Here is a 15011-nt window from a genome sequence, read left to right on the forward strand (position 1 = left end):
TTCACAAAGTCAATGGAACGCCAGGCGTCCGCGATGGCGTTCCGGGGAAAATCAGTTTGCTTCGCGCTATATCCGCCGCTGACGACGGCGAACAGGGCGAGGACGTGTTGTTTTCTCCACCGTGGCGACGCCGGCCAGATAATCGGCCAGGGCGGCAGGAGAAGGGTGGGTGAAGAGGTCAAGCAACGTCAGGGTGGAAAATTCGTGACGTTGTAACAAAACGTGCAGTTGCACCAGATTCAGCGACGTTGCGCCCGCCTCAAAGAAGTTTTCTGCGGGTGTGACAGACTCGCCAACCACCTCGCGGAAGGCGTCGCAAATCAGGCTGACGGTGCTCTCGTCCGCCGAAATGTGTGGCTGAGAGTGCTCAGGGCATACGCGCGGTGGGCGCTCTGCGCATTGCCCTGCGTGTTTAACGGGAGGCACCAGCGCGGCGAGCGGCAGTTGCCAGCCGCTTTCATCCTCGGCCATTCGGTTTAGCAATGCGCAATACTGTTCAAACTGGCGCTCCACCTGCCCGGCAGGAAACAGCGCGGCGACAAAATCCCAGTTAAAGCGCAGTTCGCCTTCGGATTCATAAACCTGGTGATCGAGCCAGACCTGCGGCGTCTGGGAGATGCCCCAGACCGGTTTGAGCAGATTACGCCGGGCGAGGAAGTTATCCTGCTCAAAGCCCAGCGCGCTGGTAAAGACGACGGGCATCGGAACGGCAGGCACGTTTTGCCGTTGCGCCAGTTGACGCATCACGCGGATGGCCGACACATCGCGGTGGTTGAGGTTCTGGCTCAGCCGCTGCTGTAGTGACTGCGCGCTGTGCAGCCAGCTTTCGCCGGGATGCCAGCTCAGCAGCATCAGCGAGGTGAAATCGCCCAGAATCTGGTTGATTTGCGGGTGCAGCGGTCGCCTGTCGAAAAGCGTAAGGTTAAGCGTGAACTCAGGCTGCGCACTCCATGCAGAGAGAACCGTTGACCACACCGACAACAGCACGGCCGACGGGGTGAGATGGGCGTCAGCCGCCCGTTTTTTCAGCCGATGCCAGCGCGTGCTGTCCAGCGCGCCGTTCAGGCGGGCGAAGCGAGGTGTTTCAACTTCCTGAGGCAAGCAGCGCAACGGCAACGCAGGCGCCGGAGGAATATCATCAAGCTGCGCCTGCCACCATGCCAGAGAATCTGGATTGGGCGACTGTAGCGAGGGTTGTTGCAGATAATCCCTGAAGGTGACGGGCAGCGGCGGAAGCAACTGTTGCGGGTAGCGGTAGCCGTGCTCCAGCTCCGCCAGCAGGATCTGCATGCTCAGACCGTCAAGCAACAGGTTATCCAGACACAGCCACAGGCGGGCGGGCATCCCGTCCACGTATCCGACCTGGAGATCGAATACCGGCCACACTTCGGGGTTGAGTACCTGATGCGCCAGTTTTTCGCGTACCCGCAACGCCTCTTCAGGCGTATGGAGGGTGTGTGCGGGTATCACCCAGGGGGGCGTCTGTTCGAGCACCTGTTGCTGTCCATCACGCACGACGGCGCGCAGCATATCGTGGCGGGCGATTAATCGGTTCCAGACCGTCTCCAGCCGGGTGAGATCCAGATCGGCAATTTCAAATTCAACAAAGAAATGTGAGCCGACGCCGCCCAGGGCAAAGCCCGGCTGACGCCCCACCAGGTAAGCCTGCTGCACGTCGGTAAGCGCAAAGGGCTGGTAGCGATCTTCAGGGGAGTGGACGAATGGTTGTTCGACCGGGACGTCGGTTTTCCGCAGCGTGGCGGCAAAATCCGCTAGCCGGGGATGATTAAACAGGTCGCTTAATTGCGCTTCATAACCTGCCTGATGAAGTTGCCCGGTCAGACGGGTCGCCAGCAGGCTATCGCCGCCTTGCTGGAAGAAGTCGGTTTCTCTGGTGACATTGCCAGTCGATAAGAGTTGCTGCCAGAGGGCGGCAACCTGTTTTTCAATGTCGCCCTGGGGTAAATCCGCTTCGGCCGGGTTTTCCGCTTCAGGGGTATGACGACGCTTCAGCGCCTGATAGTCAATCTTCCCGTTAGCCGTCAGCGGTAAGGCGTCGAGGAAGACGATCCGTTGCGGCACCATCCACCCCGGCAGACGCCCGGCGAGGGCGGCCTGAAGTTGCCGGGGATCGCGGCGCACCTGCCTGTCAGGACATTGTACGAGGAAACGTTGTAACCCCGCGACCTCATCGCCATGCTGACAGTTGAAGGCGGCTGCGCTAAATAATGCCGCCCAGTCGGCGCTGTTATGCAGCAAGGCCTCCGGCTGCCCATCGGTTAACAGAAGCGTGCTGAGCAATGCGGACGGCGTTAACTGGCGAAACTCCATCACGTAGAGCAGCGCGCCGGGAACGGCAAGCTGTTGTAATGTCGCAAGGAGCCCGGGATCTTCCGGCAGCAGACGATGCAGGGCGTTATTAAGCCAGATAATGTCCGCCGAGTGAGCGTGCGCCGCCAGCGTGTCTGCATTCCAGAGGGACAGACGGGCGCCAGGCCAGGGGGCAAGCCTCTGCCGGGCGCTCAGCAGCATCTCCTGGCTCTGCTCAAGCCCGACATACTCAATCTGTCCGGCGTTGAGCTGTGCTAACAGCGATTCTGCGGCGCGGCCAGTGCGGGTTCCCACCTCAAGCAGGCGTACCGGGCGCTGTAAGCGCTGTGCAAGCTGTTGGCAAATTGTCGCCAGTTCCTGAATATACGGGGCGCTGGCCGGATGGTTGAAGGCCAGGCTTTCCGGCGACCACTGCGCGTCGTTCAGTAACGACAGTTCGTCGCGGGCGCCGCGAAGAATTTGCGATAAGGTTAAGTCATGTCCGCTGAAATGCGGGTGCTCATCCTCGCGTTCTTCACCAGCGCAGACCTGATAACCTTCAGCAGCGGGCTTCAGTCGCCGTTGCGTCACCAGAAATGCTAACCAGCGTTCCACCACGGCCTGCCAGCGCGGCTGGATAGCGAGTGAGTTCATCAGGGGGAGAGGATCGGCGCCAGCGGTGTGACCCGGCTTTAGTTTTAACAGGCGATGCTGAAGGAAATCGGCTACCTGTTCTGCGGAGATCTCTGGCGAGATGGCGCAACAGGGCAACGTTCCCGCAAGCGTGTGCCACGCCTGCGGCAGTGCCGGGTTCCGATGATCGGTAACGCAAAAAGCCTCGCCCTGAGGAACAACGTATGCCGCCAGCGTTTTTTCTTTTTCGCCGATCGCCAGAACGGTTGCTTGTTTCACCCCTGCCAGCTGGCTGAGCGCGCTTTCGATTTCGCCCAGCTCGATGCGATATCCTCCGACTTTGACCTGCTTGTCGCGACGACCGAGGAACTCGATTGTGCCGTCTGGCCAGTAGCAGCCGAGATCGCCGGTGCGATACCAGCGCTCGTCCGGGAGCGTCAAAAATTGCTGCTCGCTGCGCAGGGGGTCGTTGAAATAGCCTTCCGCGACCCCGATGCCGCCAATCCATAATTCGCCCGGCACCCAGTCAGGGCAGTCCCGGCCCCGTTCATCCACCACCCGGTAGCGTTGGTTGGCTAGCGGAAAACCGTAAGGGATGGAGCGCCAGTGGGCAGGGACGTCGTGAATTTCGCAGGCGTTAGACCAGATAGACGCCTCGGTGGCGCCGCCCATCGCGATAAATTGTCCTTGTGGACGGAAGGCCCGATAACGGGCGGGGAGGTCAAGCCCGATCCAGTCGCCGGAAAGCATCACTGCGCGCAGGTTTTCCGGCGTGGCGTCGGCGAAACCTTCACACCAGGTCAGCAGCATATCGAACAGCGCCGGGACGCTGTTCCAGAGCGTGACCTGATGGCGCTGGATCAGCTCACACCATGCGTGAGGATCGCGCCGTTGATTTTCCATCACCATCACCAGCGCGCCGCCCGCACGCAGTACGCCAAAAATGTCGTAAACCGATAAATCAAAATGCAGGGCGGAGAGGGTCAGCACCCTGTCATGCGGGCCAACCTGATAGCGGGTATTGATATCGCAACAGGTGTTAAGCGCTCCCCGGTGAGAAATGACTACCCCTTTCGGCGTACCGGTAGAGCCGGAGGTGTAGATAATGTAGGCCGGTTGCGTGGGGGCGCGTACCACCGGGTTGACGATCGGCTCCGCCTCAATGGCCTGCTGCCAGGCAAGGACGGGAATATCGTCTGACCAGGCGCTGGCGTCGTGCTGGCAAATGAGCACCAGCCGGACGCTGGCGTCAGCGTAGATTTTCTCGCGCCGTGCGGCAGGCTGGTCCAGCGAAACCGGAACGTAAACCGCCCCGGCCAGCAGGACGGCCAGAACCGCAACAAGTTGTCCTGCGCCTTTCGACATCGTGATAGCCACATTATCGCCGGGCTGAACCCCGCACTCGATTAACCTGCCCGCGCAACGGCGGGCATAGTCTGTCAGCTCATGATAATTCCACTGATAACGCATGTCCGTTACCGCCAGCGCCTGCGGCTGTTGCAGAGCGATACGGAAAATGCCTTCATGCAGCAAGCCTTCGGGAATGGGGGCGCCGGTGGCGTTGACCCGTTCGCGTATCGCGCGCTGGCTGGCGGGCATCATATCTGCGAACGGCTTTTGCCAGGCGCTTTCGTCATCGCAGAGTTGGTTAATCAACTGGCAGTAGGCGTCGAACAATGTTTCGACTAACGCCGGAGGGAACAGCGCGTCGTTGCTGTCCCATTGTAGCCAGACCTCGCCGTGATGCTCGAACGCCAGATGATCTATCCAGACCTGCGGCGTTTGCGAGATGCCCCATTCCGGCTCGCCCAACGGCGATTCTGCGCGGCTGCTGTAGAGGGAACGCCCCAGATTGCTGGTAAATACCACCGGGGCGCCGTGGGGGTAGCGCTGCTGGCGTTTGAGTTCACGGAGTAGCTCGACGCCGGACCAGTGGCGATGCTCCCAGTCCTCCGTAAACGTGAGCTGGTTTTTACGCGCCAGGTTGCTGACGGTATCGCCATCGCAGGCGGTATCCAGCAGAAGAATATTGGTGAAGTCGGCAAGCATTGCGCCAACCGCCGGGTGCAGCGGCTGGCGGTCGAATAAGGTGATGTTAAGCAGCAGACGCGTCAGGCCGCCCCAGCGAGCCAGCACGGCAGAAAAACAGGTCGCCAGCGCCATTGTTGGCGTCACGCCATATTCGCCGGCCCGGTTGCTAAAGGCGTGCCAGCGTGTTGCCGGGACAATCATGCGGCGTCGGGTATTACGGACTTCACGTAGCGTGGCGGGTTCGCAGACCAGCGGCAAGACGGGCGCGGGGGGAAGCGTCGATGCTTTCGCCAGCCAGTAAGCGCGCGCGTCGTCTCTCAGTGGTTGATTGATCTTCTGCTGGTGCAGCAAATACGAGCGGAAATCATAGCGGGTGTCGATAGCCGACAGCGATTCTCCGGCCAGCAGGGCGTTAAGCTCATCGAAGAAAAGCGTAAAGCTGGAGGCATCCATAATCAGCAGGTCAATATTGACATGGAGGCGGTGGCGATTGTCCGGCAAGAGCGTCAGCTGAAAATCAAACGTTTCGCCGATTTCCACGCGTAAAAGACGGTGGCTCAGGCGCTGGCGCAGTGCGTCCAGATAGGCTTGGCGGCTTTCAGCGTCGTTATGGCGTAAATCATGAACGGTGACGCCATTCCAGTAAGGTTGCGGTAGCCAGACCTGCTGCCCGTCGGGGCGAAAGGCGATATGCAGCATTGGGTGGCGTTGCAGCAAGGTCGTGATGGCCTGCTCCAGCTGCGACGCCGTCAGACAATGGCCTTCAAACTCCTGATACAGGTGGCAACCCACGCCGCCAAGCGTCTGCCCCGGCATGCGGCCCGTCAGGTAGGCGTGCTGTACCGGCGTCAATGGGAAGGGGGTACTTTCGGTCATGTTCGGCCAGGATGATTCGTCGGGCAGAGTTTCTTCTTCCGCGTTCTCCGGCGACCGGCTGAGCATTAACTGGTTCCATGCCGCCAGCGTGGGGGCGGCATACAGCTCGCGAAGGGTAAGGCGATAGCCATTTTTACGAAACCAGTGTAACCATCTCATCAATCTTATTGAATCCAGGCCGGCCTGGATCAGATTGCTCTCTTCATGTAACTGCTGCGGCGTTAAATTCAGTTCCTGTATGAGCCGCTCGCGTAATTGTTGGTAATCAGCCGCGTGGCGGTTGTCCGGTAACAGCGAATCCTGAGATGGTGCGCCAGAAATCATTCTTCCTCCTGATGGCACGTCTTACCGAAAAGCATTGCTCATATGAGAATAATAATTATTAACAATTGGATGCTACCCGAAACGGGTTTATTTATGCCCGTTTCGGGTTGGTAACAGGCGGAAAGAACAGAGGCCCGGATGGGGTATCCGGGCCTCTGTCAGGGAGGAATTTAGGGGGGCGCGACCCCGGTTACATCACGCGTTTAAAGGTCGAAGGGGTTACGCCAAACTGTTTCTGGAAGGCGGCAGAAAAATGGCTGGCGTTGGCATAGCCCAGATCGGCCGCCACCGTCATGACGGAAGTATTGCCGTTGGCCAGGCGTCTTCTGGCTTCCTGCATTCGTTCAGCCTGAAACAGGCCATAGACGCTGTTGTTGAACAGAACGCGGAAGCCTCGCTTAATTTTGAGAACGCTCAGACCGGACTCTCTGGCCAGCTCCGCGACGCCCGGTGCTTGCGTCAGATCAGCCAGCAGCAGATCCTTCGCCCGCAGCAGTTTCTGACGTTCCATCGGGTTTAAGTGGCAGGAGAGGCAACTGGCGTCTTCGCGATGTTCATCCAGCACCAGACTGAGCATGACCAGACTTTGCCCCTGCAACCATAGCGTCGACGGCTTTTGTTCATGACTGAAGCCGCCGTGCATGCGCATCAGCGCGTGACGCAAGGCCTGAGCCGTTAAGTGGGTTTCAGCATTACAACGCTGCTGCTGGCAACAGCAGTGGGAGTCGATCTTATTCTTAATGACCGCGCTAATATCCGGCACCCACAGCGCGAGGGTTTCAGGGCTGAAGGAGAGGGTAATGCTCTCGAATCGGCCACAATAGGAGGCGCTGCCACGGCAGTCTGGCGTATGGGTAATGTAATGGCGATTGCGCGCAAGCTCCCAGTCGGTGTGGCGCCTGAGTCCCTGAATCGCAAAGCGCGATGTGCCTTCCAGGATGCACGAGAAGTTAATCCTGCCCAGATCGTCGTGTAGCTGCAACGTCTCAGGCCGCGCAAAATGGCCCCTCCAGAGCAAAATATCCATACCTTCCTGCAACGAACAGCGCAGCAGTTCACACTGAGCAGGAATATTGCCATCGTTTGCAGGTTTCCCGACCACCAACTGGTGAATAGAGATTTCAGATTGCGTTTGCGGTGACTCCGTCATGACCTGGTTATCTCCCTGTGGCTTAGACCAATGCGGGTATAAATAGAACCGAATGGGGTAGATGAGTTATTGATAATGGTTATTATTCACATTAATTCTCAGAACGCCACCCTGAATTGTCGTTTTTGGCGTCCGTAAAAATTCATCAGGAAATTCAGTTACTCCCATGTCATCTCAATCATCCAATACTGAATCGCTGTCCCGATTTCCTCTCTGGCAGGTGATTACACCGGTTCGCAGGAAGGTTATTTTAGCTATGGCGCTGGCGGGGCTGGCGGCATTAACCAGCCTGGGGGCGCTCCTTTTTCTGGCGTGGAGCCTGCGTGACATTCGCGCGACGCCTGACGCTATTCCGGCCTGGCCGCTGGGCGGCGTGATCGGCTGCGTGGTCTTAACTTTTGTTCTGCGCTTACAGGCGTTCAACACCTCTCATTACGCGGCTTTTCATCTGGAGAACATTCTGCGCAGCAGGTTAGCCCGTAAAGCATTGCAGCTTCCGCCTGGCGTGTTACAGCAAATGGGCAGCGGGTCAGTGGCGAAAGTGATGCTGGATGACGTGAAGTCGTTACATATTTTTGTGGCCGACAGCACGCCGCTCTATGCCCGCGCGATCATCATGCCGCTGGCGACAATCGTTATCTTGTTCTGGCTGGACTGGCGGCTGGCAATCGCGACGCTGGGGGTACTGGCGTTTGGCTCGGTTGTTCTCGTGCTCGCCCGCCAGCGTTCGGAAGATATGGCTCAGCGTTATCATAAGGCGCGCGAGCAGGTCAGTGCGGCGGTTATTGAGTTCGTGCAGGCCATGCCCGTGGTGAGAACGTTTGATAGCGGCAGCACCAGTTTTTTGCGCTATCAACGCGCCCTTGAAGAGTGGGTCGATGTGCTCAAAACCTGGTATCGCAAAGCCGGTTTTTCAGCGCGTTTTTCCTTCTCGATTCTGAATCCTCTCCCGACCCTGTTTGTCCTGATCTGGTCGGGATACGGCCTGTTGCACTATGGCGGTCTCGATTTTATCGCGTGGGTGGCCGTTTTACTGCTGGGCAGCGGAATGGCCGAAGCCGTAATGCCAATGATGATGCTCAATAACCTGGTCGCGCAAACGCGTTTAAGCATTCAGCGTATTTATCAGGTTCTCGCGATGCCGGAGTTATCGCTGCCGCTGTCTGACCAGCAGCCGCAAGAGGCGAGCATTACCTTTGAGCAGGTGAGCTTTCATTATCCGCAAGCGCGTACTGGCGCCGCGTTGCAGGAGGTGAGCTTTCATGTGCCTGCCGGGCAAATTGTGGCGCTGGTCGGGCCAAGCGGCGCCGGAAAAAGCACCGTGGCGCGCTTGCTGCTGCGCTACGCCGACCCGGACAAAGGCCATATCCGTATTGGCGGCGTGGATCTGCGCGATATGCAGACGGACACCCTGATGAAGCAACTCTCGTTTGTGTTTCAGGACAACTTCCTTTTTGCCGACACGATAGCCAATAACATTCGTCTGGGCGCGCCGGATACGCCGCTGGAGGCGGTAATAGCGGCGGCCAGAGTGGCGCAGGCTCATGATTTTATTAGCGCGCTGCCAGAAGGTTACAACACGCGAGTCGGGGAACGCGGGGTATTTCTCTCCGGCGGCCAGCGGCAGCGCATCACTATCGCCAGGGCGCTTTTGCAGGATCGCCCCATCCTGGTGCTCGATGAGGCGACGGCGTTTGCTGACCCGGAAAACGAAGCGGCGCTTATCAAGGCGCTCGCGGCGGCCATGCGCGGCCGGACGGTCATCATGGTCGCGCATCGTCTTTCAATGGTGACTCAGGCCGATGTGATATTGCTGTTTTCCGACGGACAGCTCAGGGAAATAGGGAACCATACGCAACTGTTGGCGCAGGGTGGCCTGTATCAACGGCTCTGGCAACACTATCAGCAGGCGCAGCATTGGGTGCCGGGTGGAACACAGGAAGAGGTGGTGGAAAATGAAAGACAATAATCCTGCGGATAACCTGGCCTGGCGCGTCATCTGGCGCCAGCTTATCTCCAGCGTTGGCAGTCAGGCCAGGATGCTGAGGCGCAGTATGCTGGCGCTGTTGCTGGCGGCATTCATGCAGGGGATCGCCTTTGCCTGTCTTTATCCGATCATTGATGCGCTGTTACGGGGAGACGCGCCGCAACTTCTTAACTGGGCTGTGGCCTTCAGCGTTGCCACGATTGTGACGCTGGCGCTACGCTGGTATGGCCTGGGCTTTGAATACCGTGGTCATCTGGCGCAGGCCACCCATGAGTTGCGCCTGCGACTTGGCGAGCAGTTACGCCGCGTGCCGCTGGAGAAGCTCCAGCGCGGCAGGGCGGGCGAAATGAACGCCTTGCTGCTGGGCAGCGTGGATGAAAACCTTAATTATGTTATTGCGATAGCCAATATTTTGCTGCTCACCATTGTCACGCCGCTGACGGCGTCTCTGGCGACATTGTGGATAGACTGGCGGCTGGGGCTGGTGATGTTGCTGATCTTCCCTCTGCTGGTGCCGTTTTATTACTGGCGCCGCCCGGCGATGCGGCGACAAATGCAGACGCTGGGAGAAGCGCACCAGCGTCTGAGCGGCGATATCGTTGAATTTGCTCAGGGGATGATGGTATTGCGCACCTGCGGCAGCGATGCCGATAAAAGCCGGGCGCTGCTGGCGCATTTCAATGCGCTGGAAAACTTACAGACCCGCACTCACCGCCAGGGCGCTGGCGCGACGATGCTGATCGCCAGCGTCGTGGAGTTGGGCCTACAGGTGGTGGTGTTATCCGGGATCGTCTGGGTGGTGACGGGCACTCTGAACCTCGCCTTTTTGATTGCCGCCGTCGCGATGATTATGCGCTTCGCAGAACCGATGGCGATGTTTATCAGCTACACCTCGGTTGTGGAACTGATCGCCAGCGCCCTGCAACGGATTGAGCAGTTTATGGCGATAGCACCGCTTCCCGTCGCAGAGCAAAGCGAGATGCCGGAACGTTACGATATCCGCTTTGACAACGTCAGCTATCGCTACGAAGAAGGCGACGGTCACGCGCTTAATCATGTTTCTTTGACGTTCCCGGCAGCCAGTATGAGCGCGCTGGTGGGTGCCTCCGGCGCAGGCAAAACCACGGTCACTAAACTGTTAATGCGCTATGCCGATCCGCAGCAAGGGCAGATTTCTATTGGCGGCGTCGATATTCGCCGCCTGACGCCGGAACAGCTCAATAGCCTGATTTCTGTTGTTTTCCAGGATGTCTGGCTGTTTGATGACACGCTGCTGGCGAATATCCGTATCGCGCGCCCACAGGCGACGCGACAGGAGGTGGAAGAGGCCGCCCGCGCGGCGCAGTGCCTTGAGTTTATTTCCCGTCTTCCGCAAGGCTGGCTGACGCCAATGGGAGAGATGGGCGGCCAGCTATCGGGCGGCGAGCGCCAGCGGATTTCCATTGCCAGAGCGTTATTGAAAAACGCGCCGGTCGTCATTCTCGATGAACCGACCGCCGCGCTGGATATTGAAAGCGAGCTGGCGGTGCAAAAAGCGATCGATAACCTGGTTCACAACCGGACGGTGATTATCATCGCTCACCGTTTATCCACCATCGCCGGGGCCGGAAACATTCTGGTGATGGAAGAGGGACAGGTGGTTGAGCAGGGTACTCATGCGCAATTGCTCTCACATCATGGACGTTATCAGACGCTGTGGCAGGCGCAAATGGCCGCGCGCGTGTGGCGCGACGACGGGGTTTCCGCGTCTGGAGAGTGGGTGCATGAGTGATGTTCAGTCGAATGTGAAACCGCTGACGTTGACGGCCGGGCGGGTGATTTTTGCTATTGCCGGCATCTATGTGACGCAGAGCCTGGTATCGGCGCTGTCTATGCAGTCCTTACCCGCGCTGGTGCGCGCTGCTGGCGGATCGCTGGCGCTTGCCGGTGCGACAACTCTGTTCATGCTGCCCTGGGCGCTGAAGTTTATTTGGGCGCCGTGGATCGAACGCTGGCGGCTTCCGCCCGGTAGCCCGGAACGCCGTTCCCGGATGTTAATCCTGCGTGGTCAGGTCGCGTTAGCGGCGATCCTGATGATTGCCGCAGCGATTGGCTGGTTTGGGCGAGAAGGGGGATTTCCCGATACGCAAATCGTCGCGTTATTTGTTCTGTTTATGGTGGCAGGCACGGTCGCCTCCACCATTGATATCGCCAGCGACGGCTTTTGCGTCGATCAACTGACCCGCGCGGGTTACGGCTGGGGAAACAGCGTGCAGGTTGGCGGCAGCTATCTGGGAATGATGTGCGGTGGCGGGGTGTTTCTGATGCTGTCGGCAGCATCCGGCTGGCCTGTCGCCATGCTGATGATGGCGGTGCTGATTATGGCGCTGTCATTCCCGCTGTGGCGCATTACGGAGCCGACGCGAACAGCGACTATCCCGCATGTTCCGGCGTTAAGTTATGCGCTAAGGAGGAAACAGGCGCGCCTGGGCTTACTGCTGGTATTGATGCTGAATTCAGGCATGCGGTTTGTGCTGCCTCTTCTGGCGCCGCTGTTATTGGATCATGGGTTAAGCATGTCCGCGTTGGGCGCGCTGTTTAGCGGCGGCAATATTGCAGCGGGCATAGCAGGAACGCTGGCCGGTGGATTGCTGATGAAATACACCTCACCCGGCAGAGCGCTGTTGACGGCTTATGGCGTCCAGGGGATCGCGCTGCTGGCGGTGGTGGTGACGCTCATGATGGCGCCGGGTCATCTGCTGCTGACGATTCTCCAGTGTCTGGTCATTGTCCAGTCCATTTCGCTGGCCTGCGCGCTGGTCTGTCTTTACGCCACGCTGATGTCGCTTTCATCGCCTTTGCAGGCCGGTGTCGACTTCACCCTCTTTCAATGTACTGACGCGGCAATCGCCATTCTGGCAGGCGTTATCGGTGGCGTTGTTGCTCAACATTTTGGCTATGCTGCCTGCTTCCTGTTTGCCGGGGCATTCACGTTGCTGGCGGCGTGGGTTGCTTATATCCGGCTGCATTCGGCAAGAGAACTGATGACAAGCGCAATTGATTGATCCGGGAATAACACAGAGAGGTAAGGGATGAAAATCAGTGAATTTCTACACCTGGCGTTACCAGAGGAACAATGGCTGCCGACGATTTCTGGCGTTTTACGCCAGTTCGCAGAAGAAGAGTGTTATGTCTATGAGCGCCAACCCTGTTGGTATTTAGGCAAAGGGTGCCAGGCACGGCTGCACATTAATGCCGACGGAACGCAGGCGACATTTATTGATGATGCCGGGGAGCAAAAATGGGCGGTGGATTCCATTGCCGACTGCGCGCGTCGTTTTATGGCACATCCTCAGGTGAAAGGACGTCGGGTTTATGGACAGGTTGGGTTCAACTTTGCGGCGCATGCGCGGGGGATTGCCTTTAACGCCGGGGAGTGGCCGCTGCTGACGTTAACCGTTCCCCGTGAAGAACTTATTTTTGAAAAGGGAAATGTCACCGTTTATGCGGACTCCGCCGACGGGTGCCGACGTTTGTGCGAGTGGGTAAAAGAGGCCAGTACAACGACGCAGAACGCACCACTGGCGGTGGATACCGCCCTCAATGGCGAGGCGTATAAACAACAGGTTGCGCGCGCCGTTGCGGAGATCCGCCGTGGCGAGTATGTCAAAGTGATTGTCTCGCGCGCCATTCCCCTGCCATCGCGGATTGATATGCCCGCCACGCTGTTATACGGGCGGCAGGCAAATACACCTGTGCGGTCGTTTATGTTCCGTCAGGAAGGACGCGAAGCGCTGGGCTTTAGCCCGGAACTGGTGATGTCAGTGACGGGCAATAAAGTGGTCACTGAACCGCTTGCGGGCACCCGCGATCGCATGGGAAACCCGGAGCATAATAAGGCGAAAGAGGCAGAACTGCTGCACGACAGTAAAGAGGTGCTTGAGCATATCCTTTCGGTCAAAGAAGCTATTGCTGAACTGGAGGCCGTTTGCCAGCCGGGCAGCGTGGTGGTTGAAGATTTAATGTCGGTTCGCCAGCGCGGCAGCGTTCAGCATCTGGGGTCTGGCGTGAGCGGTCAGCTTGCGGAAAACAAGGATGCCTGGGATGCGTTTACCGTGCTGTTTCCGTCGATTACCGCCTCAGGTATCCCTAAAAATGCTGCTCTGAACGCGATTATGCAAATTGAGAAGACGCCGCGAGAGCTTTATTCCGGCGCAATCCTGCTGCTGGACGATACGCGCTTTGATGCGGCGCTAGTTCTGCGTTCCGTATTTCAGGACAGCCTGCGCAGCTGGATACAGGCGGGGGCGGGAATCATCGCGCAATCTATGCCGGAACGCGAACTGACGGAAACCCGGGAGAAATTAGCGAGCATTGCGCCCTATTTAATAGCGGCAGAGCAGGGGTAGTCGGGTGAGATTGCCCGTTAGTCAGCGGCTGGTTATTAATGTGAAGTGCAGCGTTATGAAAAAAATCCACGCTTTTGCGTGGATTTTTGTTATTCGTGAAAGGTGTCTCTTTCACGAAGATACGTTATGGGTCAAAAGCTCAGATCCCTAAAAACCACAATTCCCTTGAGCGAATATTTAACCATGCCAACATTGAAGGGAGTTCGCTAACCATTATCAACGGGGATGGCCGGATATCTTAGATTGACTCATACTCGGTTCTGAATTCTCTGTTAGCGTTGATAATTTGTAGTTTCCATTATCCGTAAAAATAACTAGATAGTTCGACCGGGAACTGCTTTCCCAGAGTAATGACCTGGGTAAGGTTAGCTGCTTCATTTAGCTCTCCCGCAAGCATTCGAAAGCTATTATCAAAGCGATGTATCTTAGCTGCTGTCAAACCATATCGCTTCTCGCAGGTTTTAACAAACTCTTTTATCCCGACTAACAGTTTTTCGCTGACGGGTTTTATTTCCAGATGACTTTCTGAAGAATCATCAATTTCAAAGGAAAATTGATGGGCTGCCTCATTTCTTAAATTTTTCAAAAGCCAGACTATATTAATAAGTTTCATTTTAAGTAGCTTGTTCTTTCTGCAAAATACTATTTTTTCATTAAATGTCATTTCATCAATGGACCCGGTTACTGACAGTCCACTATTAATTATTATTTTGTACAACATTCCTTCTACATATGTAGCATGAGAAATTATATCTGAGCGGCATTCGAAATGATCAATACCAGCATGATGAGGGCGTGTTTTTATTTTGTTAAATTCGTCACCAATCGAGTTTCCCGGCAGTGTGATGCGGATGAAATGAGGGAATTGCAGGTTATCGAGATTGAGTTTCTCTCTCAAATTTAGCTGAAAAGAAAGCCCGTAATGTTCAGAATATTGTGCTATAGCAAAGTTATTTGTAATAACATCCCAAAATCGTGAAAAAGGATATTTTAGAATTAATTTAGTACCGCTGTCATCGTTTTTATAAATCGTGTCGCCATCAATCGAGGTCCAGTAAAGCCGTTCGACCAAGAGAAAAACTTCTTCGGGTAAAAGAGGGCAGGATGCAACGACTTCTTCTGTGCCAGAGAATGTTGCCTGAAAGAGCGTCTCGATGTGGCCTGGCCTGGAGTCATCTATATAACCCTTAAGGTAATAATTTCCTGGAATCCCCATAGGACCCTCACTTGCATAGTGCTTCTTAATGATTCGGATTAGATATATCTTACCTGTGTTACTTGGTTGATCAACTTTTTCCTATTGGTCAATGAT

Annotated in this window: 7 protein-coding genes; 4 read left to right on the forward strand and 3 right to left on the reverse strand. The window is 56.7% G+C overall.

Going from position 1 to position 15011, the window contains the following annotated elements; all coding sequences use genetic code 11:
* Positions 1 to 66: 66 nt before the first annotated feature.
* Together irp2 and ybtA are read right to left on the reverse strand one after the other, a co-directional pair.
* Positions 67 to 6174 carry a yersiniabactin non-ribosomal peptide synthetase HMWP2 gene (gene irp2 / locus OGX81_RS19665; protein ID WP_104868590.1) on the reverse strand — a complete coding sequence of 2036 codons (6108 nt, stop codon included), beginning with the start codon at positions 6172 to 6174 and terminating at the stop codon, positions 67 to 69.
* Between the two features lie 190 nt (positions 6175 to 6364).
* Positions 6365 to 7324 (reverse strand): yersiniabactin transcriptional regulator YbtA, encoded by a 960-nt coding sequence (gene ybtA / locus OGX81_RS19670; RefSeq protein ID WP_104868591.1) that lies wholly within the window; start codon positions 7322 to 7324, stop codon positions 6365 to 6367.
* A gap of 256 nt (positions 7325 to 7580) precedes the next feature.
* On the opposite strand from ybtA, the gene ybtP reads away from it, so the two are divergent.
* Genes ybtP through ybtS form a run of 4 tightly spaced genes read left to right on the forward strand, consistent with a single transcriptional unit; the run spans position 7581 to position 13699 of the window.
* Positions 7581 to 9293, forward strand: coding sequence for a yersiniabactin ABC transporter ATP-binding/permease protein YbtP (gene ybtP / locus OGX81_RS19675; protein ID WP_181397038.1), 1713 nt, complete (start codon positions 7581 to 7583; stop codon positions 9291 to 9293).
* Positions 9280 to 11082 carry a yersiniabactin ABC transporter ATP-binding/permease protein YbtQ gene (gene ybtQ / locus OGX81_RS19680; RefSeq protein WP_104868593.1) on the forward strand — a complete coding sequence of 601 codons (1803 nt, stop codon included), beginning with the start codon at positions 9280 to 9282 and terminating at the stop codon, positions 11080 to 11082. Before ybtP ends, ybtQ begins: the two co-directional genes overlap by 14 nt.
* Positions 11075 to 12355: a yersiniabactin-associated zinc MFS transporter YbtX gene (gene ybtX / locus OGX81_RS19685; protein ID WP_104868594.1), complete on the forward strand. Its 1281-nt coding sequence runs from the start codon at positions 11075 to 11077 to the stop codon at positions 12353 to 12355. Before ybtQ ends, ybtX begins: the two co-directional genes overlap by 8 nt.
* A gap of 27 nt (positions 12356 to 12382) precedes the next feature.
* On the forward strand, positions 12383 to 13699 hold the full coding sequence (gene ybtS, locus OGX81_RS19690; protein ID WP_104868595.1) for a yersiniabactin biosynthesis salicylate synthase Irp9/YbtS: 1317 nt from the start codon (positions 12383 to 12385) through the stop codon (positions 13697 to 13699).
* Positions 13700 to 13997: 298 nt separating this feature from the next.
* Here the strand turns inward: ybtS and OGX81_RS19695 are convergent, their stop codons facing one another.
* Positions 13998 to 14915 (reverse strand): hypothetical protein, encoded by a 918-nt coding sequence (locus tag OGX81_RS19695; RefSeq protein ID WP_071258468.1) that lies wholly within the window; start codon positions 14913 to 14915, stop codon positions 13998 to 14000.
* Between the last annotated feature and the right edge of the window lie 96 nt (positions 14916 to 15011).

The sequence above is a fragment of the Citrobacter sp. CK206 genome, assembly GCF_030333125.1.
Taxonomy (GTDB): domain Bacteria; phylum Pseudomonadota; class Gammaproteobacteria; order Enterobacterales; family Enterobacteriaceae; genus Citrobacter_B; species Citrobacter_B koseri.